The sequence below is a fragment of the Dactylosporangium sp. NBC_01737 genome, from assembly GCF_035963215.1.
Taxonomy (GTDB): domain Bacteria; phylum Actinomycetota; class Actinomycetes; order Mycobacteriales; family Micromonosporaceae; genus Dactylosporangium.
The window spans coordinates 9,466,672-9,493,010 of record NZ_CP109153.1 but is presented as its reverse complement, the minus strand read 5'-3'; the positions used below and the strand labels follow the sequence as shown (position 1 = coordinate 9,493,010).

Below are 26,339 nucleotides of genomic sequence, written 5' to 3'. Positions count from 1 at the left end.
ACGGGGCGCGCTCACCGGGCGCTCACCGTCAACTCACCGGCCAGGCGCTGCGCCGGTGAGCCCGCGATGACCTGCTCGGGCACGCCGAGCAGGCGCAGCGCGTCGAGGCTGCCGAGCCGGGCCGAAGCGGCGTACAGCGCCTCGTACCGCGCGGGGCCGAGCGCCAGACGCGCGGTCTCCGCGTGCCGCACCGTCGCCGGCTCCACGGCGCCGGCCGGTCCGCGCAGCGCCCGGGCCGCGCCGAGCAGCGACGCCGCGCGGGCGGGATCACCGTCGCGCAGTTCGACCGCGGCGAGCACGTCGACCGCGCGGGCGTTGAGGTGGAGCACTCCCGTCGCTGCCGCGATCTCGATCGCCTGCCGGCAGTGCGCCCGGGCCTGGGCCGGGTCGTGCTCGGCCAGCGCGACGAGGCCCAGGCCCGTCAGGGCATCGACCCGGATGCCGGCACCGCGGATCCAGATGGTGTCGACGTCGGGCAGTGCCCGCTCGTATCGCCGGCGCGCCTCGGCCACGTCGCCGAGCAGGTACGCGATGTCGGCCAGGCCGCGCGATGCCATCGCCTCGTAGACCGGCAGCCCGGCGCGACCGGCCAGCAGCGCCGCCTCCTCGTAGTCGGCCCGGGCGATCGACGGGTCCGTTCCCGTGGCGACGGCGTCGCGCACCCGGTAGTCGCCCCGGTCGCACGACAGGTCGCACCGCTCCTCGGTCGCGCCGAGCTCGTCGAGCAGGCGCAGCGCCGCGTCGGTCAGGGCGACCGCCCGCGCGTGCCCGCCCTGGAACGAGGCAAGGCCGGCCAGCGATCCCAGCGCCATCGCCTGGCCCCACCGCTCGCCGAGCGACCGGAAGCCCTCCAGCGCCTGCTCGAACTCGCGCTGCGCCGCGGCGGCGTCCCGCAGCAGGAACTGCGGGTACCCGAGCACCAGGTGCGCGGAGGCGACCTCCCAGGCGTCCGCGCTGCCGCACGCCCGCCGCATCAGCGACAGCAGCGCACCGGCGTCGCCGTCCGCGCCGAGGGTCGACAGGAAGAACGTGGTGACGGGATGCGACGGCCGGCCCGGCGCCGTCGCGACCTGCGTCGCGGCCGCGATGTGCCGCCGGCCGGGGTGCCCCGGAGGGTGCGCTGCCGCCAGGACGCAGAGCACGTACTCGTTCTCCAGCCCCGCCGGCGGGCCGTCCGCCAGCCGGTCCAGGACGGCGGCGGCGTGCTCGGCGGCCAGGCCACGGGCTCCGCGCATCCAGAAGTACGTCGCCGACGCGGCCACCAGGCGCAGCGACAGGTCCGTCTCGCCCGCGCCGGCCGCCCACCGCAGCGCGGCCAGCAGGTTCGCGTGTTCGTCGCCGAGTGTCCGGAGCCAGGTGAGTTGCTCGCCGGTCCGCAGGTGCGGGTCCGCGGTCTGAGCCAGCGTCAGCAGGTACCCGGCGTGGGCGCGTCGCGTCGCGTCGGACTCGCCCGCCTCGGCGAGGCGCTCGTCGGCGTAGGCGGCGACCGTCTCCAGCATGCGGTACCGCCCGGCGGCCACGCAGAGCAGGGACTTGTCCACAAGGGAGTCGAGTGCGTCGGGGACGTCCGGGAGGGCGCAGACGTGGGTCGCGCCCGTGACGTCGGCGTCGCCGGCGAACACCGACAGCCGGCGCAGTATCGCCTGCTCCTGCTCCGGGAGCAGATCCCAGCTCCACGCCACGGCCGCGCGCAGCGTCTGATGCCGCGGCTCGGCGGTGCGGTTGCCGCGGGACAGCACGGCGAACCGGTCGGCCAGCGCCTGCCTGAGCGCCGCCACGTCCATCGTCCGCAGCCTGGCCGCCGCCAGCTCGATGGCCAGGGGGAGGCCGTCGAGGCGCCGGCAGATCTCGGTGACCGCCTCGGCGGTGGTCGCGTCCGGCGCGAATCGCGGCTGCGCCGCCGCGGCCCGGTCGGCGAACAGGCGGGCGGCCGCGGCCTCGTCGAGCACGCTCACCGGCCAGAGGTGCTCCCCGGACGCCCGCAGGGTCTCCCGGCTGGTGGCCAGCACCCGCACGCCGGGGCAATGCGTCAGCACCTGCTCGACCAGCTCCGCCACGGCGTCGACGAGGTGCTCGCAGTTGTCGAGGATCAGCAGGGTGGACCGGGTGGACAGGGCGGCGAGCAGGCGCGTCGTGGGCGACGCCTCGGCCGGCATCGGGTGCGGCCCGCTGTCGCGCAGGCCGAGCCCGGTCAGGATCGCCGAGGGCAGCTCCGGCGGGTGGCGCAGCGCGGCGAGCCGGACGAACAGCACGTCGGCGCGGCGCGCGGCGACCTCGGCCGCCAGCCGGGTCTTTCCCACGCCACCGGGGCCGTAGATGGTCACGAGCCGTGCGCCGGTGAGCAGCTTCGCAACCGCGGCGACGTCGTCAGACCGTCCGACGAAGCTGGTGAGCGTCATCGGCACGCCCGTCCGGGCCTGCGGCCGCAGCAGCGCCAGGTGCACGGCCGTGAGGTCCGCGGACGGCTCGGCGCCGAGCTCCTCGACCAGCCGCCGCCGGAACGCCGCGAAGGTGCTCAGCGCCGCGGCCGTCTCGTCGGACGCGGCGAGCGCGCGCATCAGCAGCCCGTGCGACCGCTCCCGCAGCGGTTGGCGCGCCACCAGCTCGCGCAGCTCCGCCACCGCGGCCCGGTGCTCACCCAGGCGCAGCTCCGCCTCGACGCGGTCTTCGACGCAGGTCAGCCGCCGCTCCTCCAGCCGGTGCGCCACGGCCCGCGCGGACGGGGCGTCCGCCACGTCGGCCAGGGCGGCGCGCCGCCACAGCGCGAGCGCCGCGCGCAGGAGCTCGGCGGCGCGGCGTGGCTCGCCGTCGCCGAGTGCCTGCCGGCCCTCCCGCGACAGCCGCTCGAACTCGGTGACGTCGATCTGATGGTCGCCGATGGGCAGCCGGTAGCCGGAGGGGAGCGCGTCGATGGTGGCCTCCGCCAGCGTGCGCCGCAGCCGGGAGATCTGCGACTGCAGCGCATGCCCGGCGTCGGACGGCGGGCGGTCGCCGTACAGCTCCTCCACGAGGCTGTCGGCACTGGCGGCCTCGCCCTCGCGGGCGAGCAGGAGCACCAGCAGCGTGCGCAGCGCCGGACCGCCGACGATGACCTCGCGGCCGTCGGTGCGCCATGCCCGCGTCGTGCCCAGGATGCCGAACCGCACCCGTCCATTGTGCCGTGCGCCTCGCCGGGTGGGCACACAGCGGCACGGACCAGGACGTTGATAAATGGTAATCGATGAACCATTGCGACCTCGGGGCGAGTCTGTTTAACTGGTCGGCACCTCGATGAGAGAGCGCTCTCTGGAGCGTGGTCAGTCGAGGTGGAAGGAGACAACCACCCCCGCCCCGGCCGGGTCGCCGCCGCCAACGGCACCGGCCAACCAGGCACCACGCGACCTTCGGCGAGGCGCGGCGTGCCGTACATCCGCGTGGCATCGAAGCCCGTGCGACATCCCCATCCACCCGCCGGAGCGGGCGGCACCGCCGTGCGCTTTCCGGGACCCGCCCGCGGGGTCACCTGACCGCGGCCAGAGATCAGACGTGATCGGCGCACGTCGTTCGCTGCTTTCTGCGTAAGAGAGGTGCAACCGATCATGTTCCGCAGAGTGCTGCTCTGCGTCGCCATCGTGCTGGCCGGGGCAGGCTTCAACATCGCCCCGGCATTCGCGGCCGACTTCTCGGTGCTGATCTTCAGCAAGACCGCGGGGTTCCGGCACGACGCGATCCCCGCAGGGATCACCGCGATCCAGCAACTGGGCACGCAGAACAACTTCACGGTAGAAGCGACCGAGGACGCCGCGCAGTTCACCGACACGAACCTCGCCAGGTTCAAGGCGGTCATCTGGCTGTCCACGACCGCCGACGTGCTCGACGCCAACCAGCAGGCCGCGTTCGAGCGCTACATCCGGGCGGGCGGCGGCTACGTCGGTGTCCACGCCGCGGCCGACACCGAGTACGACTGGCCCTGGTACGGCAACCTCGTCGGCGCATACTTCTCCAGCCACCCGGCGATCCAGCCGGTCACGGTGCGCATCGAGGACACCGCGCACCCGTCCAATGCCGGCATCCCGGCGAACTGGAACCGCACCGACGAGCTGTACAACTACCGGACCAACCCGCGCTCGCAGGTGCACGTCCTGGCCAACCTCAACGAGGCCACGTACACCGGCGGCACCATGAACGGCGATCACCCGATCTCGTGGTGCCGGGCGTATGACGGCGGCCGCTCCTGGTACACCGGCCTCGGCCACACCCAGGAGAGCTACACCGAGGCGAACTTCCGCACCCACCTGCTCGGCGGCATCAAGTACGCCGCGCAGAACATCGGCAACTGCTCGGTGTCCGCCGCCGGCACGTTCAGCCAGGTGAACCTGGCCAAGGGCGTGGCGGAGACCGGTGAGCCGATGGGTCTCACCGTGCTGCCCAACCGGGGTGTGCTGCACACCGCGCGGGACGGCGTCATCCGGTACACCGACGTCAACGGCAACACGAAGATTGCCATGACGCTGCAGGTCTACAGCCACGACGAGGAGGGTCTGCAGAGCATCAAGGCCGACCCGAACTTCGCCACCAACCACTGGGTGTACGTCTACTACGCGCCACCGCTGAGCACCCCGGGCGGCGACGCACCGGCCACGGGCACGGCGGCGCAGTTCGCCCCGTTCAACGGCTCCAACAAGCTCGCCCGGTTCACCGTGCGGGACGACAACACGATCGACCCGGCCTCGCAGGTGACGATCCTCGACGTGCCGACCAGCCGCGGGCTGTGCTGCCACGTCGGCGGTGACATCGACTTCGACGCCGCCGGCAACCTGTACCTGTCCACCGGTGACGACACCAACCCGTTCGACTCGGGCGGTTACGCGCCGCTGGACGAGCGGGCCGACCACAACCCCGCCTACGACGCGCAGCGCACCGCGGGCAACAGCAACGACCTGCGCGGCAAGGTGCTGCGCATCAAGCCGGGCGCGACCGGCGGCTACACCATCCCGGCCGGCAACATGTTCGCGCCGGGCACCGCGAAGACGAAGCCCGAGATCTACGCGATGGGCTTCCGCAACCCGTTCCGGATGAGCGTCGACAAGGCCACCGGCGTGGTGTACCTCGGCGACTACGGCCCCGACGCGGGCTCCGCCGACCCGAACCGGGGCCCCGCCGGCACGGTCTCGTTCGAGCGGATCACGGCGCCGGGCAACTTCGGCTGGCCGTACTGCTCCAACTACAACACCCCCTACAACGAGTACGTGTTCCCGACCGGTCCGTCGCTCGGCACGTACAACTGCGCCGGGGGCCCGACGAACAACTCGCCGAACAACACCGGCATCACCACCCTGCCGGCGTCGCAGGCTGCTTGGCTGCCGTACGGCGGTCAGGGCCCCTGGCGGCCCGAGTTGGGCGGCGGCGGCCCCATGGGCGGCCCGGTCTACAACTTCAACCCGAACCTGGTCTCCGACGTGAAGTTCCCTGCCTCCTACAACGGGCAGGTCTTCCTCGGCGAGTTCACCAGCCGCTGGATCAAGGCGGCCGCCATCAACGCCAACGGTACGGCCGGCGCGATCACCCAGATCCCGTGGACCGGAACCGCCATCATGGACATGGAGTTCGGGCCGGACGGCGCCCTGTACGTGCTCGACTACGGCACGACCTGGTTCGGCGGCGACGCCAACTCGGCCCTCTACCGCATCGAGTACAACAGCGGCGGCAACCGGGCACCGATTGCCCAGATCGGCGCGACCCCGTCGTCCGGCGCGGCGCCGCTGGCCGTGCAGTTCAGCTCGGCGGGCAGCAACGACCCGGACGGCGACGCGATCACGTACGCCTGGGACTTCACCAGTAACGGCAGCACCGACTCCACGGCGGCGAACCCGACGTTCACCTACCCGTCGAACGGCGAGTACACCGCGACGCTGACGGTACGCGACAGCGGCGGCAAGATAGCGACGGCCAGTACCGTCATCGGCGTCGGCCGGGCGTCGGTCCAGTTGATAACCCCGGCCGACGGATCACTGTTCCAGTTCGGCGACCTGGTGCCGTTCGAGGTGAGGGTCACCGATCCGAACGCCGGCACCATCGACTGCAACCGGGTCGTGGTCAACTACGTCCTGGGCCACGACAGTCACGGTCACCCGATCACCAGCAAGAACGGGTGCACCGGGTCGATCCAGACCACAGTGGACGGTGAGCACGACGCGAACGCGAACATCTTCGGGGTGCTCGCCGCGGTGTACACCCCGGTCAGCGGGGTCGCGGTCCAGGACCAGCACGTGCTGCAGCCGCGGACCCGGCAGGCCGAGCACTTCAACACGATGAACGGCGTGCAGCTCGCCGCCAAGGCCAGCGCGCACGGCGGCAACGCCATCGGGTACATCGAGAACAACGACTGGATCTCCTTCACGCCGTACAACCTGGCCGGCGCCACCGGCATCAAGGCGCGGGTCGCCTCGGCCGGCGTCGGCGGCACGATCACCGTGCGGGTCGACTCGCCGACCGGCCCGGTGGCCGGCACGGTGCAGGTCGCACCGACCGGCGGCTGGGAGACCTGGGTCGACGTCACCGGCACGATCAGCCCACCGACCGGCACGCACCAGCTGTACCTGGTGTTCACCGGCGGCGCGGGCTCGCTGTTCGACATCGACGACTTCACGTTCACCTCCGGCACGACGCAACCGCCGTCGGCGAACCTGGCGTTGAACAAGCCGGTGACGGCGTCGAGCGTCGAGAACGCCGGTACCCCGGCGACAGCGGCCGTGGACGGTTCGGGAACGACCCGGTGGGCGAGCACGTTCTCGGATCCGCAGTGGATCCGGGTCGACCTCGGCCAGTCCTACGCCATCGACCGGGTCAAGCTGAGCTGGGAGGCGGCGTACGGTTCGGCGTACCAGATCCAGACGTCGGCCGACGGCACCACCTGGACGACGGTGCGCAGCGTGACCGGCGGGGACGGTGGGGTCGACGACAACACGGCGCTCAACGCGACCGGCCGCTACCTGCGGATCAACGGCACGGCCCGTGGCACCGCATACGGCTATTCGCTGTGGGAGCTTGAGGTGTACGGCGGTGGCACGACGCAGCCGCCGGCCGGGAACCTGGCGCTCAACAAGACCGCGACGGCGTCGAGCGTCGAGAACGCCGGTACCCCGGCGTCGGCGGCCTTCGATGGTTCGGGGACGACCCGATGGGCGAGCACGTTCTCGGATCCGCAGTGGATCCGGGTCGACCTCGGCCAGTCCTACGCGATCAACCGGGTCAAGCTGACCTGGGAGGCGGCGTACGGTTCGGCGTACCAGATCCAGACGTCGGCTGACGGCACCACCTGGACGACGGTGCGCAGCGTGACCGGCGGGGACGGTGGGGTCGACGACAACACGGCCCTCAACGCGACCGGCCGTTACGTGCGGATCAACGGCACGACCCGCGCCACCGCGTGGGGCTACTCACTGTTCGAGTTCGAGGTCTACAGCTGAGGCACGGGGCGCGGGGATCGTCGGCGGTCCCCGCGCCCCACTCGTTCATTCGAGCGGCTGCCTCGACAGGGCCGGCGGTTCCTTGCCGGCCAGCAGCCAGCCACCGACATACGCGACCAGCGGCAGGCCGATCAGAATCGCGGCGAGGTTGAGCACCGGCACGTGCCCCAGCCAGTGCGGGTCGCGGTGATGCCAGGCCAGCAGCGCCAGGTAGGCACCGGTGACGCCGAGCACCGCGCCGAGCAGCGCGAGCGCCGTGGCGGTCGCGGCGGTCAAGGCCCGCCGGGTGCCGCGCCGGGCCCCGGCCGCGGCAAGGGTGCGCAGATCGCGTGCCGTCTCGGTGCGGATCAGCCCGACGGTCATGGCGAGCACGCCGAGGGCGACCGCGATGCCGCCGCCGGTCATGTAGTTGGCCAGCCGGACCACGTCCGCCCCGGTCGGGCGGGTCTCCACGCTGAGCCCACCGGCCTGCGCCCGCTGTTCCACCAGGTCGATCTGGGCCTGGGTCAGGTTTTTCGGCGCCTCGATCAGCCAGCCGGCCGGGACCGCGGTGAGCTTCAGCGCCTCCAGGACCCGTTGGGTGATCAGGGTGCCCGGCAGCGACGTGTACGCCGGCAGCGCCACGTGCTGCACCTTCGGGTGCCACTGGACGTCCCGGCCGGCGGGGATCAGGTCGTAGCCGTCGACGCTGGCCCGTGACGTGACCACGTCCGTGTCGGCGGCGATGCTCGCCGGGTCGATCCCGTAGTGCGTGAGCACCTCAGGCGTGGCGACGAACAGCTTGATCGCCCCTTCGCTGCTGTAGCTGACGCCGGTGCGCCCCCCTTCCGTGATCGGGTGCGGCTGGGCCAGCCACATCGCGGGATAGCCGCCGTTGTCCTGCGGCCCGTTCCGGTTCACCAGCGTCTGCAGCGGCAGCACCGACGTGGCGTGCAACTCGGCGGCGATGGCGTCGGCCCGCTGCCGGGCGTTGTCGACCTGCGCGGGCGTCAGCGGCGGCTGCGGCCCCCCGAGCCCCTCCTCGGCCAGCCAGACGATCGCCTGGTCGGCGGGCAGGTTGCCACCCGTCGGCACCTGCGCCTTCGCGACGGACACCCCGGCGCTGAGCGTGACGACTGCGGCGATGCCCACGGCGAGCCCGATCGCCGCCAGGGCCGCGCTCGACCTGGCCCGGTAGCGTGCCAGGTCGCGCAGCGCCAGCCGCGGCGCCAGGGGCGCGACCCGGGCGAACCGGCCCAGGATGGCGACACCCACCGGAGCGAGCAGCAGCAACCCGCAGGCGGTGCCGAGGACGCCACCGATGATGTACGGCGGTTTGGTCTGCCGCGACAGGATGAGCGCGGCGAGCCCGCCGAGCATCAGCACCGCACCGACCGCGGCGAACCGGCGCGCGGGCCGCGGCGGCACCGGGCGCGCCGACAGCGCGGCGACGACGGGCACCCGCGCCGCGCCACGGGCCGGCCACCACGAGGCGCAGACCGTGGTCACGACCGCCAGCAGCACCGCGCCGATGACCGGCAGCCAGGGCAGCTGGAAGCGGTCGATGCGGTGCCCGAGCAGCGGCTCCAGCTGCGGGCCGAGCGCGACCCAGCCGGCGATCCCGGCCGCGGCGCCGGCGAGCGCGCCGGCCGCGCCGATGACGGCGCCGTTGGCCACCAGGACGAGGCGGATGTGCCGGTGGCTCGCGCCGATCGCGCCGAGCATGCCGAGCGACCGCATCCGGCGCTGGGCCATGACGGTGAACCCGGCCACCGCCAGCAGGCCGACGAACATCAGCCCGATCGTGGCGAGCATGAGCACCATGATGCTGCCGGCGGCCTCCTGCTCGTAGCCGCGCACGTTGACGCTCATGCCGTCCGGCCGCTTCACGGCGGAGAACTCCGATTCCGTCGCCCGGATCAGCACCGTGACGCTGTCCACCGGGCCGGCCTGGCCCGGGGCGACGAGGGCGAACCTGGACCGCAGGTCGAGAGGGTTCTCGACCAGGCCGACCACGGTGCGGCGCCGGCCGCCCTGGTCCCACGTGCCGCCCAGGTGCAGGGCGAACAACGTCGCCACGCGGTCGGTGACCGCGACCTCGTCCGCGCCGGTCGGATACCGGCCGGCGTTGAGCCGCAGCATCGAGCGGCCGTACGGACCGTTCGGGTCCTGGTCGCGCAGGTCGACCGCGTTCGCGGAGCCCGGCACCGGGATCTTCTGGTGCCTGATCACGTCGATCGTGCCGAACGAGGCGCGCAGTGTGGCGATGTCGGCGTCCGCCTGCGCGTCCTGGGTGCTGCTCAGCGTCGCCAGGTAGTTCGCGGTGCCGAACGTCGAGGCCTGCCCGCCCGCCGTGTTGGCGGCCGCGCCGAGCCCGACGGTGGTGGCCGCGATCGCGACCAGCAGCAGCGCCAGCACCAGCGACTGCTGGCGCCACTCCCGGCGGAACAGCCGCCACGCCCACCGCACCACGGCCCGCCGGGCGGGCATGCCACCGTGGCCCTTCCCGAGGACCAGCGGCGGGTCCTCCACGGCGACGCTCATCGCGCCGGCTCCTCGGCGAGCAGTGAGTCAGGTCCGGGGCGGGGCGAGGTCCGGTCGACCACGCGGCCGTCGCGGATGAACAGCACCCGGTCGGCCCACGACGCGAGCTGCGCGTCGTGGGTCACCACGACCGCGGCCATCCCGCGCTTGCACGCGGCCAGGATCAGCCGCATCACCGCTTCACCGTTGGTCGAGTCGAGGGCGCCGGTCGGCTCGTCGGCGAGCAGCAGCCGGTGGTCGCCGACGATGGCCCGGGCGATCGCCACCCGCTGCCGCTCGCCGCCGGACAGCTGGTCGGGGAAGCGCGACGCCCGGTCGGCGAGCCCCAGCTCCTCCAGTGCCCGCATCCCCGCGGCGCGGGCCTTGCCGGCCTTCGTCCCGTCCAGCTCCAGCGGCAGCGCAACATTCTCCACCGCGGTCAGCCCCGGCAACAGGTTGAAGTCCTGGAACACGTACCCGATCGCGCGCCGCCGCAGCCGGCTCTTGTCGTCCCGCGACATCGACGACAGCGGCTGACCGGCGACGAGCACCTCGCCGCTGGTCGCCGACTCCAGGGCACCGGCGATGGTGAGCAGCGTGCTCTTGCCCGAGCCGCTGGGCCCCATCACCGCCACCATCTTGCCGGCCTCCACGACCAGGTCCACCTCGCGCAGCGCGTGCACCTCGTCGGATCCGTCCAGGTAGGTCTTCGAGACCCCGCGCAGCTCCAGCACCCCGCCGCTCATCGCCGGACCCCCGCCCTGCGCCGGATCTGCGGCGCGACATCTGATGTCCTGGCGGGCGGTGGCGGTTCCAGCGCGGCCCGCTTCAGGCGCCCGTCGGCGGTGTCGAGCCACTGCACGACGGCGTCCAGCCGGTACAGCTCGGCGTCGACGACCAGTGCGAGGTTGAGGTCGAACTCGGCCTCTTCCTCCTTGAGCCGGGTCCACTGCTGCATCAGCTCGATCAGGTAGCGCCGGTGCGTCTGGATCACCTCGTGCACGTCGACGCCGGGCAGCCGCACCGCGACGAGGACCTTGATGACCAGCTCGTCGCGGGGCGGCGAGGCCATGTCCGGCGGCGTGCGCAGCCACCCGGCCAGCTCCTCGGCGCCGCCGGTGGTGATCCGGAACCCCTTCTGCGGCCCGGGGTCGGCGTCGTCGTCGGACTCGACGAGGCCGTCGCGCTCCAGCCGCTGCAGGGTCGTGTACACCTGGCCCACGTTGAGTGGCCACACCTCACCGGTGCGCGCCTCGAACTCCTCGCGCAGCTGCAGCCCATACTTCGGACCCTCGCTGAGCAGCGCCAACAGCGCGTGCCGGATGCTCATGCCGTCACCGAACTCGATATCATGCCCGGTATGATACTGAGTATATTGGGCGCCGGGCAACCCCCTGGCATCCTGTGGCGATGGCCGAGCCGACGGACGAGGAGCTGGCCTGGGCCGACGACTGGGAGCTGTGGGGACGGCTGAACGACCGGCTGGCGTCGCTGCCCCCGGACGCGTACCTGCGCTGTTTCGCCCTGTTCATGACGGAATACCAGCGGCTGTTCCAACAGGACGACCTGCCCGAGGCGTACCGCCGCATCGTCGACGACATCGTCGGGCTCACCGTGCGGGCGGCGGCCGGCGAGGATGTCCGGGACGCCGCCGTGGTCCTGGACCGCGAATGGTGGCCCGTGCGTGAGGACGACGCCATCCGACAATATGACGGCCCCCTCGACATCAACCTGTTCAAGGCGTGCGGTGACGCGCTGTGGGAGCTGACGGACGAGGCGCACCGGTACGAATCGGCCGACAGCATCACCGACGGCGCCCTGAACTACGTCGATCCGGGCGACCAGCTCGCGAACATCCGGCTGACGCTGTGGTTCCTCGACCACGTGGACCGCGAGGCCGCCGGGGACCGGTCACCGCCGCCGGCCCGGACCCCGCGCGTGTGGAGCGCCGGGCGGCGTGCCTGGGACCGCCGGCCGCTCCCCGAGGGGTCGCTGACGGTCCGCCGTGCCGGACCCGATGAGGTGCCCGTCGTGCTCGACCTCCTCGACGAGAGCGTCGACTGGCTGCGGGACCGGGGCTTGCAGCAGTGGCTGCTGTGGCCGTCGGAGCGGGACACGGTCGCGCCGACGGTCGCCCGCGGCGACGTGTGGCTGGTGCGCGCGCCGACGGGGGAGGTCGCCGGGACCGTCACCCTCACCACGGGCGCCGACGCCCGCTCCATGGACCTTTCCCGGCTCGCGGTGCGGCGCGCCCTGGCGGGCCGGCGCATCGGCGCGCAGATCCTCGGCTGGGCCCGCCTGCACGCCGGCCTGTGCGGCAGCGAGTCGCTGCACGTCGCCGCCTGGCCGGGCAACCCGCGGCTGCACGAGTACCTGCGGGGGCGGGGCTTTCTGGAGCTCACGACGATGGCCGGCCCGTTGGCCACGTCACGCACCCTGTTCACCCGCCGGACGGACCACGTCGGCGAGGTCGAACCCGGCGACGAGTACCTGCTCACCCGCGAGGGCGACGGTCAGGTCGTCACCGTGCGCCGGTCATGAGCGCGGGCGGGGCGCCCGCACCGCCCACCACGCCAGCAGCAGCACCGTGACGACCTCGGCGACGCCGAGCAGCCGCTCCACGCCGCCGAGCGGGATGGCCCGCCACCAGCGCACCCCAGTCCACGGCTCGGATACCAGCGCCCACAGGATCGGCGAGAAGCACAGCAGCGACGCCACCCCGCCGAGCGCGACCAGCCGGGCGGGCCGCGTCGCCCCGTCGCCGCGCAACCATGGCGTGGTCGCGAGGAGCGCACCCGCCGGCAGGCTGAGGAACGCGACCAGGCTCGCCGCGCGGTGGATGTCGCCGCTCATCGACGGCCCTGACGCCCAGTTGTGCTTCTCGAACCACACGACGCCGACGAGCCCGCCGACCCACAGCAGCAGCGCCGCAACAGCCGCCCCGCGGACGAGCCCGGCCCGCAGCAACGCGACCAGCACGGCGAACGACCCGGCGGCCAGCAGCAGCGTCGCCACGTCGAACACCCACCCGTTGGACAGCAGCGCGTACTGGCTGATCGTGCGGCTGCTCCAGTCCAGCCCCGCCGACGGCGGCACCACGTGCAGCACGCCGTACAGGACCACCGACACCGCCACGCACAACACGCCCAGCCCCGCGAACGCCCCGACCGCTCCAGCCCGATTCCTCATCCCGTCCAGCCTGCCACGGGGCGCCGTAAACTTCGGGTCTGTGACGGATGGCGCGTGGGATCCGGACGACGTGGTGGTCGTGGTCGCCCACCCGTACGCCGATTTCGACCGTCCGCTGCGTGAGTGGATGGCGAGGGGCCCCGGCCCGCGGCACGGGACGCGGCCGGTGTCCGCACGATCCCGCACGACCGGTGAGGCGCTGCCGTTGACGGTGATTCCGCTCGCGTACCGCAACGACCGTGAGTCGCGGGCGCTGATCGCGGCCGGGAAACTTGCGTCGCCGTGGCGGGACATCCCGTGGCGGGCCGACGACTGGGGTGAGCAACCCCCCGAGGTGTACGGTCCGCTGCCCTTCGACGGGATGGTGGCGGACCCGGAACGCATCGACCGCATCGACCGCCTCGCCGCCGGTGTGCTCGGTGCCCTGCCGGCGGCGCCCGTGGATGAGCAGGCCGCGCGCCGGATCCTGGCCCTGGAGCCCGAATTCGGTGCGGCGGCGGGCATGGTGGTGCGCAGGCTCGCCGCCGGCGGCCGCTGGGACGAGTTCCACGCCGTCGTCGAACTGGCCGCCGTCGCCGGGCTCGCCGGTGTCGCGCCGGTGCTGGCCGAACTGGCCGTTTCCGACGCCGGCCCGCCCCGGCTCGGGCACGTCGTGGAGGCGTTGGGGCGGCTGCGGTACGACGGCGACGCCTATCTGCTGCAGCTTCTGCTCGGACGGTTCGTGTATGCGGACAAGGATCTGGCCGGCGCCCGGAGCTGCCTGCACGCGCTTGCGGCGATCGGCACCGGCCATGCGCGGGCGCGGCTGTACATGATCTCCTTGCAGGACTGGCCGGATCCCATCCCGCGCTGGGCCGCCGCAACGGGCGTCAGTGGCACACCACCGACAGATCCAGGAACAGGCAGCACGAGCTGACGAGCGCCAGCGCGAAGGCACACACCCCGCGGGCCGCGACCTCGACACCGCCACGGTGCCGGCGGGTCACCGGCAGCGCCTGTTCCAGGACGATGAGGGTCAGCCAGCTCAGCAGTACCAGCGGAAACCAGAGATCCCAGTCGGCGTCGGAGAAGGCGCTCGCGTTGCCGTTGGCGCCGTAGTTGGGGCAGTCCTCGACCCGCATGACCGGGTCGAGGAACACCAGCAGCAGCACGATGGCCGTGCCTCCAATGAGGCAGGCCCAGAGCCCGCTGAGCCGAGACCTGCGTCCATCGATCATCAGGTGAGCGTAGAGACGCGAGCCGGGGAGATTTGCGAAGATCCTGTGGACGTTCTGCACGGTGTTCCAAATCGAAGGGATGGTCGTTGATGTCGCAGTTGCGGGACCGCCTCGGGGAGGCGCTCGGCGCCGGGCGGTTGGACGGTCTGCACGCGGTGGTGGCGGTCCGCGGGGGCCGCACGGTGCTGGAGTACTACGGCGAGGGTGAGGACTTCGCCTGGGGCCGGTCGCTGGGCGCCGTCGCGTTCGGTCCGGAGACACTGCACGACGTGCGGTCGGTCACGAAGAGCGTGACGGCGCTGCTGTACGGCATCGCGCTCGGCGACGGCCGCGTGCCTGCGCCGGAAACGCCGCTGCTGCAACAGTTTCCGCGGTACCCGGACCTGGCCGCCGACGCCGACAGGGCGCGGCTCACCGTCGGGCACGCGCTGACGATGTCGCTCGGGCTCGAGTGGCGCGAGGAAATCCCGTACGACAGCCCGGCCAACGCCGAGATCGCGATGGAGCTCGCCCCGGACCGGTACCGGTACGTGCTGGAACGCCCGGTCGTCGAGGCGCCGGGGACCCGGTGGAGCTACTGCGGCGGCGCCACGGCGCTGCTCGGGCAGCTCGTCGCCGACGGGACGGGGCAGCCCCTCGCCGAGTTCGGGCGGGCCGCGCTGTTCGACCCGCTGGGCATCGGCCCCGTCGAGTGGATGGCCGGCACCGACGGGGTCGCGTCGGCGGCGTCCGGGCTGCGGCTCGCGCCGCGCGACCTGGCGCGCATCGGCGAGCTGCTGCTCGCCGAGGGGGAGTGGGGCGGCCGGCGGGTGGTCCCCGCCGACTGGATCCGCACGATGGTCCAGCCGCGGCTGCGGACCGACTGGGGCGCCGGCTACGGCTACCACTGGTACCTGGAGACCGTCGCCGGGCACCGGGTGGTGATGGCCGCGGGCAACGGCGGCCAGCGGCTCGCCGTCGTGCCGGACCTCGATCTCACGGTGGCGATCACCGCCGGCAACTACGACGACGCCGAGCAGTGGCGTACCCCCGCCGCCGTGCTGGAGCAGGTCGTGCCGGCGTGAGGTCAGGCCCGGCGGCGGGTGAGCCAGACAGCAGCGGTCAGCAGCACGGCGGCAAGGGCCACGAAGACCCCGGCCTCGATCGCCTGGAACGGCCAGAAGCTGCTGTCGGGGGTGGTACTCGGTGCGGTGCAGCAGGCCGTGCTCCAGCAGGTACCGGTCGACCGAACCGCCGGAGCCGGCGAGCTGCCGCACGACGGCCACCCGCTCGTGCTCGGGGACCACCCGGCCGGCCCGGTCGATCCAGCCGTCGGCGACCGTCCAGTCGGTGCCCGGGGTGCCCACCGCGGCGCCCGGCTCGGTGACGCGGACCAGCGGCGGGCGGTAGTGCGGCCGGACGTACTCCTCGAGGCCGAGCCGGACCGCGAGGAACCCGGTCAGGGTGGCGGCCATCGCCACGATGGTGTGCCGCAGCAGCGCCCCGGCGAGCACGCCCAGCGCGAACGCGAACAGCGCGGCCGACGTCAGGCTGGGCCCGGCGATGACGAACGAGGCGGCGTTCAGCCGGCCGTGGATGTCGTCGAGCGGCCCGCGCCACCAGGCGAGCAGGCCGGCGACCGTGGCGGTCATCGCCGCCACGGCCGCGCCGACCAGTGCCAGCTTGGTGACCGTCCAGCGGGTCCGGGAGACGCTCTGGGTGAAGGCGAGCCGCCAGGTGCCCTGCTCCAGCTCCCGGGCCAGCAGCGGCGCGCCGACGAAGACGCCGGCGAGGGCGGGCAGGAACGCGGCCCACATCAGCCGGCGCCCCCATTCGGCGTGCCGGTCGGCGAACGCCTGGATCAGCCGCTCGCAGCCCGGCCGGCTGGACGGGTCGGCGACGCAGCCGGCGACGCCGTCGGCCCGGTACTCCTCGTGCATCGCGAAGCCCGTCCACAGCAGCGGTGCCGCGATCAGGAGCAGCAGGGCGGCGGCGGCGAACAGTTCGGCGCGGTGCTGGCGCCAGGTGACCCACAGCATCGCTCAGCCCTCCGCGGGTCGTTCGAGATACGCCAGGACGAGGTCCTCCAGGCTCACCGGGTGCGCCTGCCAGCGCGGGTGCGTCGGCGCCGCGGACTGCCGGACGAGCACGTTGCTGTGCCGCAGGCCGTGGGTGACGGCGATGACTCCGGGCAGACCGGCGGCCGCGTCGCTGCGCGGGCCGGTCAGCAGCTGGTGCCCGGCGAGCAGGTCCTCGATGTCGCCGGTGAGCCGCACCCGCCCGCGGTGCAGCAGCACCAGGTGGTCGCAGAGCCGCTCCAGCTCGGCGACGACGTGTGAGGACAGCAGGACGGTCAGGTCGCGTTCGGCGACCGCCGTGACCAGCATCCGCATCACGTCGCGGCGGGCGAGCGGGTCGAGGCTGGCCACCGGCTCGTCGAGGACCAGCAGCCGGGGCCGTTTCGCCAGCGCGAGCGTCAGCGCGACCTGCGCCTGCTGCCCTCCGGACAGTGCGCCGGTGCGCCGGTCGAGCGGGATGTCGAGCTCGCCGAGGCGGTGCCGGGCCTCGGCCAGGTCGAAGCGCGGGTTCATGGCGGCGCCGTAGCGCAGCATGTCGGCGACGGTGAAGCCGCGGTACAGCGGGTGGTCCTGCGCGACGAAGCCGACCTGCGCCAGCCCGTCCGGCCGGTCCATCCGCGTCGGCCGGCCGAACATCGACACGCTGCCCTCGGTCGGTCGCAGCAGGCCGATCGCCAGCTGCAGCAGCGTGGTCTTGCCGGCGCCGTTGCCGCCGACCAGGCCGATGATCCGCCCGGCGGGCAGGTCCAGGGTGCAGTCGCGCAGGCCCCAGGCGCGGCGGCCGTACCGCTTGCCGAGGCCGGTGGCGCGCAGCGCGGGTTCGCCGGTCATGCCGCACCGGTGCCGGTCTGCTCGTCCTCCAGGCCGAGGGCGACCATGGCCCGGACCTGGTCCTGGCTGAGACCGGCCTCGCGGGCGGCGGTGAGCCAGCGGCGCAGGTCGCGGGACAGCCGGGCGTACGTCGCGGGTGGCACCGGGTCGACGGCGCCGACCACGTAGGTCCCCTGCCCGGCCCGGGGCGCGACGAGCCCGGCGTGTTCGAGCTCCCGATAGGCCTTCGCCACCGTGTTGGCGTTGATGACCAGGGCGGCGGCGACGTCCCGCACGGGCGGCAGCTGGTCGCCGTCCTCCAGGTAGCCCAGGAGCAGGGCGCTGCGCACCTGCTCGACGAGCTGCAGATACGTCGGCACACCGGATCTGGCGTCCAACCGGAATGCGAACATCACACCTCCATCGCACCGCGTCCTCGTGTACTAGGACAGTAATACACGAGGCGCCGGGGTGCGGTCCAGGGGACCGGTTAGCCTGGTGGAGGGCCTGTGGGAGACGTCCAACGTGGCGTGGCCGTGGCCGCAGGGGACCGAACCCAGGTCGACGTGGCCGGTCGTCACGGAGGTGCCGCCCGCCGCGGTCGCCGCGGTCGCCACCGAGTTCGGCGCGCTGACCGGGTCCGACGGGTCCGAGTGGCAGGCGGCACTGCCGGACGCGGTGTTCGCCGACGCCGACGGCGACCCGCTGGACGACGTCGACGACGCCCGCGAAGAGCTGGCGGAGCACCTCGATCTGCTGGCCGCCTGGGTCGCGCGGGTCCCGGCGGGCGACTCCCTGATCCTCGTCATCGACGGCGACCAGTAGGGACGCGGCATCCTCGTCAGGCACTGCGGCCGGTAGGGATGCGGCGGCCGAGGTACGCGGCGAGCCGGTCCGCGGCGGTCGCACCCGCGGGCACCGGTTGTTCGGGGGCGAATGAACCCCCGGCGGTCCGGGGCAGGGCGCCGTAGATCGCCTGGACGGCGGGTAGCGTGGCCGCGGCGACGTCCGGGGCGAGGTCCGTCGGCTGCCCGGTCGCGGTCGCCAGGTCCCAGCCGTGCACGAGCATCTCGATGACGACCTGTTCGACCAGCCGCCAGCCGGGCGCGTCGCCGTACCGCTGCCGGAGCATGCCGGGCCGGCGGAACGCGGCCAGGGTCGCCGCGGCGGCGGTGCGGAACGCGGCCACGTGGTCGCCGCCGAGGTGGTCGGCGGCGAAGTCGGCGCGCGGGGCACCGTCGGCGAGGCCGGTCCACAGCAGGTTCTCCCACACCAGGTGGTTGAGCAGGGCCCGCACGTCCCAACCGGCGCACGGCGTCGGGTCGCCGAACCGGCCGGGGTCCACGCCGGCGACGAGCCGCTGCACCTCGGCCAGGACGCGGGTACAGCCGTCAAGGAGGCCCTGCGGGTCGGGCGCGTCGTCGTCCAGCAGCGCGGCGATGCCGGCGGCGCGGGCGCCCGGGGCGGGGTTCGCGCGCAACGCCGTCATCAGCCACTGTCCGGCGACGGCCAGGCTCGGGCGGACCGGCCAGCCGTTGATGACGCACAGCAGCTGCCAGTACCGCTCGACGCCGGCGTCCGCGGCGACCTCCAGCTGCTCCAGCAGCCGGCGCCGGGCCCGCGCACCGTCACCATCGAGGCACAGGTCGGTGCGGGCCTGGGTCGGGATCCACGCCTCGACGATGCCGGCCACGACCGGGTCGGCGGCCGGCGAGTCCGGCATGATCCCGCCGTCGATCGCGGCCGTGACCCGCCGCACCCACAGGTCTGTGAGGTCCCGGACGGCCGCGAGGTCCCGCTCGTCGTGCTCGCCGGGTGCGTGTTCGGCGGCGTACGCGGCCATCCGGGCGAACCCGGCGCGCAGCTGCGGGGACCGCACCAGCCCGGCGAGCTCGATCCACGCGTCGAGCTGCCCGGTGGTGGGCTGCTCCGGCAGGTCCGGGGTGGCGGCGAGCAGACCGTCGCGGTACGCCGGGACGTCGAGATCGCCGAGCGCCTCCGTCACGAACTCGTGGATGACGGCGGTGCGTTCGGCGGCGGTCAGGCGGGCGAGGCGGGTCATGTCGGCGAGGTCCTCCGCGGTCGAGGTCGGCTGCTGCGAGACCGACCGCAGCACCGCCTGCTGCAGCCGGAGCGTGCGGACCTGCGCCTCGATCGCGTCGGCGTGCACCGCCGCGGCCTCGGCCAGGCTCCGTTCGCGGTCGACGACACCGCGGATCGCGGCCATGCCCAGCCCGAGGTCGCGCAGCGTCCGCGCCAGCTCGAGGCGGGCGAGGGCGCGCGCGTCGTAGCGTCGGTAGCCGGTCGGGGTGCGGTCCGTCGGCGGCACCACCCCGATGTCGGACCAGTGCCGGATCAGCTTCACCGACAGCCCGGTCCGTTTCGCCAGGTCGCCGATGCTCCACAGGGTCGGGTCGTCCGCGTGCACACGGCCCACCATCGGGTCTCCCATAGTGGGAGAGTCAACCGTACGGGGTCAGCTTTCGACCGCGACGCCGCGAACTCGTCCGGTGCCGTCGAAGGTCACCGCGACGACGTGGTCGGTCAGGTCCCGGCCCAGGGCGTAGTCGAAGACCGCGGCGGCGCCGGGATCCTGCGGGTGCAGGCCGACGCGGACCAGGCGCATCGCGGCGAGGAACGTCCCGGTGCCGACGTCGCCCGTGCCGAACACCGCCCGCAGCATGTCCTCGGCGCCGTCGAAGTCGAGGTAGTCCCGGACCAGGTCGGCGTCGTCGTCCCGCATCGCCTGCCGCGCGAGGGCGTCGAACCCCGCCACGTCCGTGACGAACGGCAGCGCCGCGGCACTGTCGACGTCCCCCGCCCATTCGATGTCCGCGGTCACAGGTGGACCCGGTATCGCCGCAGCGGGCCGAACTTCGCGTCCTGGACGCCTTCGAAGACGCCGCCGGCGCGTTCGATGGTCTTCGCCGAGGCGGCGTTGCCGACCGCGCAGACGATCAGCAGCCGCTGCAGCCCCAGTGTGCGCGCCTCGTCGAGGATGCGGCGCAGCGCCCAGGTGGCCAGTCCGCGCCGGCGGGCCGACGGGCGGATGCCGTAGCCCACGTTGCCCGCCCAGCGCACATAGTCGTCGTCGCCGTGGCGCAGCGCGATCCCGCCGAGGATCTCGCCGTCCTCGACGATCCACCGGTACGTGCAGGCGTGCCGGCCGTCGTCCGGCGTGGCCTGGCGGGCCAGCCGCGCGACCCAGGCGGCAAACCCGGTGGGCGAGTCCACGTCGTCGGCCGGAGCGATCCCGAAACCGTCCTCGTGCAGCCCCGGACCCCACTCGGCGTGCGCCTGGAGGAAGGCGCCGTGCAGGCGGGCGTCGGGTTCGATCAGCGCGGGCACACGACGACGATACCGGCCGATCCGTTGCCATACTGGGGTCGTGATCGTGTCCACGGATCTGGCGTGGCAGGCGGGCACCGGTGCGCGGAGTTGCTGGCCGGGCCGGGGCTCGACGAGGCGATCGACGCGGTGCCGCCGGGGGAGGTGCTCGGCTGGGTGTCGTGGCCAACGTGGTGCGGGAGCGGCTGCACGGCGAGGAGCTCGAGGTGCGCAGCGGGCTCAAACACTTCACCGGCGCCACCTTGGTGTGGGTGTCGCGGCCGTGGAACGGCGACGGCGGTGAGCGGCTGTGGGTCGTCGGTCCGGCTCGGCGTAGCAGCCCGCGGCGGTGGCTGTGGGTGCCTGATCCGCCGCCGATGGAGCTCGACGTCGACGGCACGACCGTGTACCTGGCGCACTTCAACCATCGCCGTGCCCGGTATTCGGCGCTGGAGCCGCCGACCGAGCCGTAGCCGGTCGGTGCGCGTTACGCCTGCGGGCCGGTGCCGGGCTGGTCGGTGATGTAGCCCATCTGCGGGGCGGCCTCGTCGCGGCACGCTGCGGGCAGGATCGGCTCGGAGGCGGTGCCGCCGTCGGTGCCGACGCGGAAGGTGCCGGGGGCGCCGGTGCAGGACCGGGCGGTGTACGTGATCGAGGTGCTGTCCGGTGACCACACGGGTGCGGTCCCGGTGCGGTCGCTGACCTGGTGCTTGCCGGCGCCGTCGGCGGCCATGACCCACACGGTGCCGTTGTGCACGTAGGTGATCCTGGTGCCGTCGGGGGACAGGCGCGGCTGCGAGCTGACCTCGTCCTCGGTGAGGCGCACGGTGCGGTTGCCGTCCTTGATGTAGATGACACCGTGGCGGGCGAACACGCCGTGGTCGGTAGCGGTGGCGTGCGCGGCCGACGCCGCCCCGGCCATCGTGCTGAGGCCGGCGATGGCGGTGAAACCGGCGAGCGTGAGCGCCTTCGTGATCGTGGTGGTGTTCATCCGTGCCCCCTGTGGTCCGTCGCGTCCGTGTGACGCTGAGACCATCGGCGCAACCTCCCGGCACCTGAACGGTTCCCTGCGGTCAATTGCCGGCGGCCGGCTCAGGGCAGGTAGAACGTGAGCAGGTCGGCGGTCACCGGCGGGAACAGCGCCCGCATCAGCTCCGCGTTCGGACCCGGGTACACGTCGGCGTGCCAGGCGGAGAGCCCGGCGATGCCGTGCGGGCCGAACAGCAGCGGCCCGATCAGGTCCGGTGCCACGCCCGCGCCGCCCTGCGAGGCGGGCCCCTGCATCGGGCCGCCCGCAACGACCTCGGTCACCGCGCCGGCCGCGCGCCGCAGCCGTACGTGATGGCGGAAGAAGGACACGATCACGTCGTCGTCGCCCTGGTCGTGCGCCAGCCGAGCCGAGAGCACGGGACGCAGGTGCTCCAGCAGCGCCGCCACGTCCGGGATCCGCAGGTAGTAGTCGTGGGCCTGCGGGTCCGGCGCCGCGAGATGGTCCGTGAGGAGCCCGGCGCGGTCCTTCGCCTCGAACTGCTTGCCGCCGGCGAGCTCCGCCGCGTGGGCGAGCAGCGCCGCGACCGCCTCCGGCCGCGACACGGCGACCTCGCCGAGGACCACGCCCTCCTCCGGCGGGGTGACCCGGCCGGTGCCGGTCACCTGCCCGGCGCGCTCCACCACCAGCTGCGTGCTGCCGGCCCGGGCGACCAGCGCCCGCCAGCACACCGGCGAGTGCGGCATGCGCACGTCGAACCGCACCTGGAGCGCGTCCTGCAGCCGCGCCATCGCCGCGATGTCGCCGGGCCCGGCGGCACGCACCGTGCAGCCGTCGGGCATGGCCGGCACGGAGCGCACGGCCCGGCCCTGCGGGATCGGGATGGCGTACTGGTAGCCGAACTGCCGGTAGAAGTACGGGATGCCGATCATCACCTGCATGAGGTGACCGCGGCGGGCCGACCGCTCGTGCGCCCAGCCCATCAGCGCGCGGACCAGCCCGCGACCCTCGTAGGCGCGGTCCGTGGCGACCAGCTCGACCTGACCGGCCGGGATCGGCAGGCCGGCGAGGACGACGGTCTCGTCGAGCAGCGTCGCGGTGGACACGACCCGGTCGCCGTGGACCACGACCCCGCAGGCGTCGAAGCCGCCGTCGGGATCCTCGACGACGAGCCGGTGGTCCTGGGGGTCGGCGGCGTCCCCGCGGTCGGCGAGCAGCGCGCCGATCTGGTCGAGGTCGTCGGGCCGGGCCGCGCGCAGCTGGAGTCCACCGGGCAGTTCCACCACCCGATCCTCACGCCGCCCAGGCCGGATTGTCCACGGAATTGCGGCCGTCAGGTGTCGTCGAAGAGTTCCTCGGCGACGCCGGCCGGGTACGGCGCTTCCGCGGCGGCCAGCCAGCGCGCGACCTCGCCGGCGTGGTCGCCGGTGGCGGTCGCGGCGGCGATCGCGTCTTTCGGCGCCGCGTCCCCGTCCTGTGACAGCAGCGTCAACGGCCATGCGGGTGTCGTGCGGCGGCCGGCGTCGTAGAAGACGAACGGCGGCACGAACCGCAGCCACCGGCCTTCCGCGTCGCTCACGAGGTCGCCGGGGCGCAGCGACGCGTACGGACGGTGCAGCAGCCGCAGTTCGAGGGGCTCGCCGCGGCCCAGCCACACGTCGGCCGCCTCCGCATCGCCGCTGCCGACGGGCAGCAGCGCGATGCTCTCCGCGAGCCTCGGCAGGAAGCCGTCCTCCCGCGGCGGGTCGTACCGCTGCGAGCGCACCACGTAGCACCGCAGCGGCGGGATGCCGACCGCGCACGGATCGCCGTCGCGCAGCTCGGACGCCGGCGGCCGCAGCTGATACGGCCACCAGGCGTCGGCCGACGCCTCGACGGGGAAGGCGAACGTGCCGTCCGGCCGGAAGAACTGCGATTCAGAGTCCAGCCGGGCCCACGGCCAGCGCACCGCGGCGTGGTACCGGTCGCGGCGGGTGGCCACCGTCGGGGTCCACGGGCAGGAGACCGCGACCACGTCACCGGCCCGGTACGCCGCGGCGCCCGCGGGCATCACGACGTCCGGCGGTGCCACGGCGGCGCGCGGCGCGGGGAGCTCGGCGGCCCACTCGGCACCGAGCCGGGCCGACACGATCCTGAGCTGGGCCGCCGCCCGCGCCGGAGGCTGCCGCGTCATCGCCAGCGTGTCCCGCTGCGCCCTCGCCTCCCGCTCGCCCCAGTCCTCGTGCTCGGGCTCCAGCTCCGTCCAGAGGTTCGCCGCCCACCCCACGAGCCGCTCCATCGGTGCGGCGCTGGCCTGCCGGGCGGCGCCGGCCGCCCTCGCCAGGAGGTCGAAGGCCTGCGCCTCGGTGCTGTACTGCTCGCAGAGCCGGCCGAGCTCCGCGGCGACCACCTCGATCCGCGCCGCGTCCGCCGTGGCCAGCTCGCCGTGGCCGGTCCAGAAGGCGTCGACGCCGTCGCGGTAGCACGCGGCGCGGCGGGGCGTGCACCACGTCCGCATGTACGGGGCGAGGCGCTCCAGGCAGCCCGCCATCCACAGGCCGGCCTGCCAAGGAAGCAGCGCCGTCGACGACGACGAACCAGACATGCCGTCCCCGTTACCTTTCAGTGCGCTTTGGCGAGCACACGGTTGGTAGTCGCACCTTGCGGTGGGACGGTCCCGGTCTGACCGACTGGTGTCGTGCCGGGTTCACGCTTCACGGCCACCTGCCCGCGTATGCGGGTCTTCTGGTCGGCTCCACGTGCTGCCACCGGACCACTCCCGGCGATGTCGAACTCGGCCGCTAGAGCGGCCAGGTTGAGTGAGGCGTTGCGGTCGCGGTGGATGACCAGACCGCACGCCTCGCATTCGTATTCGCGCTCATGCAGGGCGAGTTTGGCTTTCACCGCGCCGCAGCCCGAGCAGGTCTTCGAGGACGGATACCAGCGGTCGGCCACCAAGAGTCGGCCGCCGTTCCATTGGGTCTTGTAGGCAAGTTGGATCCTGCTGGCCAATTGGGAGTGTTGTGGTGGTAGCTGTTCCGGCGTGACGGCGTGGTAGCTTCTGCGGCTTTCTGTTTGTTGGTTGTTGTGGAGGTGGGTTCGGCGATGTCGATGCAGCCGATGCCGTGGCCTGAGCCTGATCCGCAGGTCGCTGCGGTGATTCGTGCCATGTATGTCGGGCGTGAGGCTCCGTTGCCGGTGGTGGTGCGGGATCGGTTGGGGGAGCTGTTCGCCGATGAGGAGTTCGGTGTGGCGTTTGGGGTGAGAGGTCGGCCTGGCTGGTCTCCTGGTCGGTTGGCGTTGATCACGGTGTTGCAGATGGTGGAGAACCTGACCGATCGGCAGGCGGCCGAGGCGGTCCGGGACAAGCTGTCGTGGAAGTACGCGCTGGGACTGGAACTGACCGACACGGGATTCGACGCGTCGGTGTTGAGTGAGTTCCGCGCCCGGGTGGTCGCTCAAGGCTTGGAGGAGCGGGTCCTTGATCTGCTGCTGGCCAGGCTGATTGGTGAGGGTCTGCTGACTGCGGGTGGCAAGCAGCGCACGGACGCCACCCATGTGGTGGCGGCTGTACGGGATCTGAGCCGGCTGGAACTGGCCGGGGAGTCGGTGCGGGCCTGTCTGGAAGCGTTGGCGGTGGCGGCGCCGGACTGGGTCGGGCAGACACTCGACGTGCCGGTCCTGGCGAAGCGATACGGGCAGCGGGTCCACGAGTGGCGGCTGCCGTCGTCGCGGCCCGCCCGGGCCGAGTTGGCCGACGTCTACGGCCGTGACGGGTTCGGGCTGTTGAGGGCGGTCTACGACCCTGCGAGCCCGGCGTGGCTAGCTCGTCTCCCGGCCGTGGAGGTGCTGCGGGTGGTGCTGCTGCAGAACTACGTCCGTGAGCGCGACGAGCACGGGCGGGAGGTGGTCAGGCGGCGGGAGTCCACAGTGGATGGTCTCCCGCCGGGAAGACAGCGCATCGCATCGCCCTACGACACCGACGCCCGGTGGGGCACCACCCGCGCCGCCGGCAAGGTCTGGCACGGCTACAAGGCCCACTTCAGCGAAACCTGCAACGATCCGGACCCGGCCGCAGATGAGCTGCCCAACCTCGTCACCAACGTGATGACCACCGACGCGACCGTGAACGACTCGGTGATGACGACCCCGATCCATGAACGGTTGGACCAGCGTGGGCTGCTGCCTGACGAGCACTACCTGGACTCCGGCTACCCGTCCATCGACCTGGTCGTCGCCTCCGCAGCTCGCTACGGCATTACGCTGGTCACCCCGTTGCGGAAGAACAACTCCGTCCAGGCGCGCGCTGCCGGCGGCTTCGACAGCACCGCGTTCACCATCGACTTCGACAACCAGCAAGCCACCTGCCCCCAAGGCCACAGCAGCGCCGTCTGGAGTCCGACCACGAACCTGGGCCACGATGTCATCGTCGTGCAGTTCGCCCGCTCGACCTGCCAGCCGTGCCCCATGCGTCAGCAGTGCACCACCGACCGCACCGGCCGCCGGAAGCTGACGATACGTCCCCGACAGGTCCACGAAGCCATCCAACAGGTCCGCGCAGAGCAGCAAACCCAAGCCTGGCAAGCGAAATACGCGCGGCGCGCCGGTGTCGAAGGGACCATCAGCCAAGCCGTCAACGTCACCGGCACACGCCACGCCCGCTACCGAGGACTGAACAAAACCCACCTGCAAAACGTCTTCAGCGCCGTCGCGATCAACCTGATACGACTTACCGCCTACTGGAACGACAACCCCCTTGAACGAACCCGCACCAGCCACCTCGCCCGACTCGCCCAAGCCGCATGAACCCAACAATTGGCCA

22 protein-coding genes and 1 pseudogene are annotated in these 26,339 nt (G+C 73.0%); 7 read left to right on the top strand and 16 right to left on the bottom strand.

Features of this window, described 5'->3' with window-relative positions; translation table 11 throughout:
• Window positions 1-11: 11 nt before the first annotated feature.
• Window positions 12-3,146, bottom strand: coding sequence for an ATP-binding protein (locus OHA72_RS43370; protein ID WP_327001924.1), 3,135 nt, complete (start codon window positions 3,144-3,146; stop codon window positions 12-14).
• A 432-nt stretch (window positions 3,147-3,578) separates the two neighbouring features.
• Here OHA72_RS43370 and OHA72_RS43365 point away from each other — a divergent pair, with 432 nt between their 5' ends.
• A complete protein-coding gene (locus tag OHA72_RS43365) occupies window positions 3,579-7,448 on the top strand; it encodes a ThuA domain-containing protein (RefSeq protein ID WP_327001923.1) in 3,870 nt (1,289 codons plus the stop codon).
• 45 nt (window positions 7,449-7,493) lie between these two features.
• Here OHA72_RS43365 and OHA72_RS43360 read toward each other — a convergent pair whose 3' ends face one another.
• Genes OHA72_RS43360 through OHA72_RS43350 form a run of 3 tightly spaced genes read right to left on the bottom strand, consistent with a single transcriptional unit; the run spans window position 7,494 to window position 11,280 of the window.
• The gene (locus OHA72_RS43360; RefSeq protein WP_327001922.1) at window positions 7,494-9,971 is read right to left on the bottom strand and encodes an FtsX-like permease family protein; all 2,478 of its coding nucleotides are present in this window, start codon (window positions 9,969-9,971) and stop codon (window positions 7,494-7,496) included.
• Window positions 9,968-10,696, bottom strand: coding sequence for an ABC transporter ATP-binding protein (locus tag OHA72_RS43355; protein ID WP_327001921.1), 729 nt, complete (start codon window positions 10,694-10,696; stop codon window positions 9,968-9,970). Before OHA72_RS43355 ends, OHA72_RS43360 begins: the two co-directional genes overlap by 4 nt.
• Entirely contained in the window at window positions 10,693-11,280 is a 588-nt protein-coding gene (locus OHA72_RS43350; RefSeq protein WP_327001920.1) for a PadR family transcriptional regulator, read from the bottom strand. Before OHA72_RS43350 ends, OHA72_RS43355 begins: the two co-directional genes overlap by 4 nt.
• An 80-nt stretch (window positions 11,281-11,360) precedes the next feature.
• On the opposite strand from OHA72_RS43350, the gene OHA72_RS43345 reads away from it, so the two are divergent.
• On the top strand, window positions 11,361-12,491 hold the full coding sequence (locus OHA72_RS43345) for a hypothetical protein (protein ID WP_327001919.1): 1,131 nt from the start codon (window positions 11,361-11,363) through the stop codon (window positions 12,489-12,491).
• Here the strand turns inward: OHA72_RS43345 and OHA72_RS43340 are convergent.
• Entirely contained in the window at window positions 12,486-13,139 is a 654-nt protein-coding gene (locus OHA72_RS43340) for a DUF998 domain-containing protein (RefSeq protein ID WP_327001918.1), read from the bottom strand. The two genes, OHA72_RS43345 and OHA72_RS43340, sit on opposite strands and share 6 nt — an antisense overlap.
• Before the next feature lie 40 nt (window positions 13,140-13,179).
• Between OHA72_RS43340 and OHA72_RS43335 the strand changes: the two genes are divergently transcribed.
• The gene (locus tag OHA72_RS43335) at window positions 13,180-14,055 is read left to right on the top strand and encodes a hypothetical protein (RefSeq protein ID WP_327001917.1); all 876 of its coding nucleotides are present in this window, start codon (window positions 13,180-13,182) and stop codon (window positions 14,053-14,055) included.
• On the opposite strand, the gene OHA72_RS43330 is transcribed toward OHA72_RS43335, so the two are convergent.
• The gene (locus OHA72_RS43330) at window positions 14,009-14,356 is read right to left on the bottom strand and encodes a hypothetical protein (RefSeq protein WP_327001916.1); all 348 of its coding nucleotides are present in this window, start codon (window positions 14,354-14,356) and stop codon (window positions 14,009-14,011) included. The genes OHA72_RS43335 and OHA72_RS43330 overlap by 47 nt on opposite strands.
• 89 nt (window positions 14,357-14,445) lie before the next feature.
• Here OHA72_RS43330 and OHA72_RS43325 point away from each other — a divergent pair, with 89 nt between their 5' ends.
• Window positions 14,446-15,420, top strand: a complete 975-nt coding sequence (locus OHA72_RS43325; RefSeq protein ID WP_327001915.1) for a serine hydrolase domain-containing protein — start codon at window positions 14,446-14,448, stop codon at window positions 15,418-15,420.
• A 420-nt stretch (window positions 15,421-15,840) separates the two neighbouring features.
• On the opposite strand, the pseudogene OHA72_RS65120 reads toward OHA72_RS43325, so the two are convergent.
• From OHA72_RS65120 to OHA72_RS43315, 3 genes and pseudogenes are all read right to left on the bottom strand, one after another.
• Window positions 15,841-16,152: pseudogene (locus tag OHA72_RS65120) on the bottom strand (ABC transporter permease subunit); the annotation flags it as partial.
• Window positions 16,153-16,377: 225 nt separating this feature from the next.
• A complete protein-coding gene (locus OHA72_RS43320; protein ID WP_327001914.1) occupies window positions 16,378-17,244 on the bottom strand; it encodes an ABC transporter ATP-binding protein in 867 nt (288 codons plus the stop codon).
• Window positions 17,241-17,636, bottom strand: a complete 396-nt coding sequence (locus OHA72_RS43315; RefSeq protein WP_327001913.1) for a GntR family transcriptional regulator — start codon at window positions 17,634-17,636, stop codon at window positions 17,241-17,243. The genes OHA72_RS43320 and OHA72_RS43315 overlap by 4 nt, the downstream gene beginning before the upstream one ends.
• Before the next feature lie 85 nt (window positions 17,637-17,721).
• Between OHA72_RS43315 and OHA72_RS43310 the strand changes: the two genes are divergently transcribed.
• On the top strand, window positions 17,722-18,048 hold the full coding sequence (locus OHA72_RS43310) for a hypothetical protein (protein ID WP_327001912.1): 327 nt from the start codon (window positions 17,722-17,724) through the stop codon (window positions 18,046-18,048).
• Window positions 18,049-18,064: 16 nt separating this feature from the next.
• Here OHA72_RS43310 and OHA72_RS43305 read toward each other — a convergent pair whose 3' ends face one another.
• Genes OHA72_RS43305 through OHA72_RS43295 form a run of 3 tightly spaced genes read right to left on the bottom strand, consistent with a single transcriptional unit; the run spans window position 18,065 to window position 20,571 of the window.
• Window positions 18,065-19,663 (bottom strand): TIGR03086 family metal-binding protein, encoded by a 1,599-nt coding sequence (locus OHA72_RS43305; protein WP_327001911.1) that lies wholly within the window; start codon window positions 19,661-19,663, stop codon window positions 18,065-18,067.
• Window positions 19,664-19,699: 36 nt separating this feature from the next.
• Window positions 19,700-20,065, bottom strand: coding sequence for a DUF2004 domain-containing protein (locus tag OHA72_RS43300; protein ID WP_327001910.1), 366 nt, complete (start codon window positions 20,063-20,065; stop codon window positions 19,700-19,702).
• Window positions 20,062-20,571 (bottom strand): GNAT family N-acetyltransferase, encoded by a 510-nt coding sequence (locus OHA72_RS43295; RefSeq protein WP_327001909.1) that lies wholly within the window; start codon window positions 20,569-20,571, stop codon window positions 20,062-20,064. Before OHA72_RS43295 ends, OHA72_RS43300 begins: the two co-directional genes overlap by 4 nt.
• Window positions 20,572-20,732: 161 nt before the next feature.
• Between OHA72_RS43295 and OHA72_RS43290 the strand changes: the two genes are divergently transcribed.
• Window positions 20,733-21,023, top strand: a complete 291-nt coding sequence (locus OHA72_RS43290) for a hypothetical protein (RefSeq protein ID WP_327001908.1) — start codon at window positions 20,733-20,735, stop codon at window positions 21,021-21,023.
• Between the two features lie 14 nt (window positions 21,024-21,037).
• Here the strand turns inward: OHA72_RS43290 and OHA72_RS43285 are convergent, their stop codons facing one another.
• The 4 genes from OHA72_RS43285 to OHA72_RS43270 all read right to left on the bottom strand — a co-directional run bounded on the left by OHA72_RS43285 (window position 21,038) and on the right by OHA72_RS43270 (window position 24,529).
• The gene (locus OHA72_RS43285; RefSeq protein WP_327001907.1) at window positions 21,038-21,541 is read right to left on the bottom strand and encodes a TolB family protein; all 504 of its coding nucleotides are present in this window, start codon (window positions 21,539-21,541) and stop codon (window positions 21,038-21,040) included.
• A 101-nt stretch (window positions 21,542-21,642) separates the two neighbouring features.
• Window positions 21,643-22,821: a GNAT family N-acetyltransferase gene (locus OHA72_RS43280; protein WP_327001906.1), complete on the bottom strand. Its 1,179-nt coding sequence runs from the start codon at window positions 22,819-22,821 to the stop codon at window positions 21,643-21,645.
• A gap of 50 nt (window positions 22,822-22,871) precedes the next feature.
• Window positions 22,872-24,122 (bottom strand): hypothetical protein, encoded by a 1,251-nt coding sequence (locus tag OHA72_RS43275; RefSeq protein WP_327001905.1) that lies wholly within the window; start codon window positions 24,120-24,122, stop codon window positions 22,872-22,874.
• Between the two features lie 17 nt (window positions 24,123-24,139).
• Window positions 24,140-24,529: a zinc ribbon domain-containing protein gene (locus tag OHA72_RS43270; RefSeq protein ID WP_327001904.1), complete on the bottom strand. Its 390-nt coding sequence runs from the start codon at window positions 24,527-24,529 to the stop codon at window positions 24,140-24,142.
• A gap of 93 nt (window positions 24,530-24,622) precedes the next feature.
• Between OHA72_RS43270 and OHA72_RS43265 the strand changes: the two genes are divergently transcribed.
• Window positions 24,623-26,323: an IS1182 family transposase gene (locus tag OHA72_RS43265; protein ID WP_327001903.1), complete on the top strand. Its 1,701-nt coding sequence runs from the start codon at window positions 24,623-24,625 to the stop codon at window positions 26,321-26,323.
• Window positions 26,324-26,339: the final 16 nt, after the last annotated feature.

Coding starts and splice junctions, on each gene's coding strand:
- OHA72_RS43355 (WP_327001921.1), bottom strand. CDS start 10,696: ATGAGCGGCGGGGTGCTGGAGCTGCGCGGGGTCTCGAAGACCTACCTG.
- OHA72_RS43275 (WP_327001905.1), bottom strand. CDS start 24,122: ATGTCTGGTTCGTCGTCGTCGACGGCGCTGCTTCCTTGGCAGGCCGGC.
- OHA72_RS43340 (WP_327001918.1), bottom strand. CDS start 13,139: ATGAGGAATCGGGCTGGAGCGGTCGGGGCGTTCGCGGGGCTGGGCGTG.
- OHA72_RS43305 (WP_327001911.1), bottom strand. CDS start 19,663: ATGGTGGGCCGTGTGCACGCGGACGACCCGACCCTGTGGAGCATCGGC.
- OHA72_RS43330 (WP_327001916.1), bottom strand. CDS start 14,356: ATGATCGATGGACGCAGGTCTCGGCTCAGCGGGCTCTGGGCCTGCCTC.
- OHA72_RS43325 (WP_327001915.1), top strand. CDS start 14,446: ATGTCGCAGTTGCGGGACCGCCTCGGGGAGGCGCTCGGCGCCGGGCGG.
- OHA72_RS43315 (WP_327001913.1), bottom strand. CDS start 17,636: ATGTTCGCATTCCGGTTGGACGCCAGATCCGGTGTGCCGACGTATCTG.
- OHA72_RS43345 (WP_327001919.1), top strand. CDS start 11,361: ATGGCCGAGCCGACGGACGAGGAGCTGGCCTGGGCCGACGACTGGGAG.
- OHA72_RS43265 (WP_327001903.1), top strand. CDS start 24,623: ATGTCGATGCAGCCGATGCCGTGGCCTGAGCCTGATCCGCAGGTCGCT.
- OHA72_RS43320 (WP_327001914.1), bottom strand. CDS start 17,244: ATGACCGGCGAACCCGCGCTGCGCGCCACCGGCCTCGGCAAGCGGTAC.
- OHA72_RS43360 (WP_327001922.1), bottom strand. CDS start 9,971: ATGAGCGTCGCCGTGGAGGACCCGCCGCTGGTCCTCGGGAAGGGCCAC.
- OHA72_RS43350 (WP_327001920.1), bottom strand. CDS start 11,280: ATGAGCATCCGGCACGCGCTGTTGGCGCTGCTCAGCGAGGGTCCGAAG.
- OHA72_RS43365 (WP_327001923.1), top strand. CDS start 3,579: ATGTTCCGCAGAGTGCTGCTCTGCGTCGCCATCGTGCTGGCCGGGGCA.
- OHA72_RS43285 (WP_327001907.1), bottom strand. CDS start 21,541: ATGAACACCACCACGATCACGAAGGCGCTCACGCTCGCCGGTTTCACC.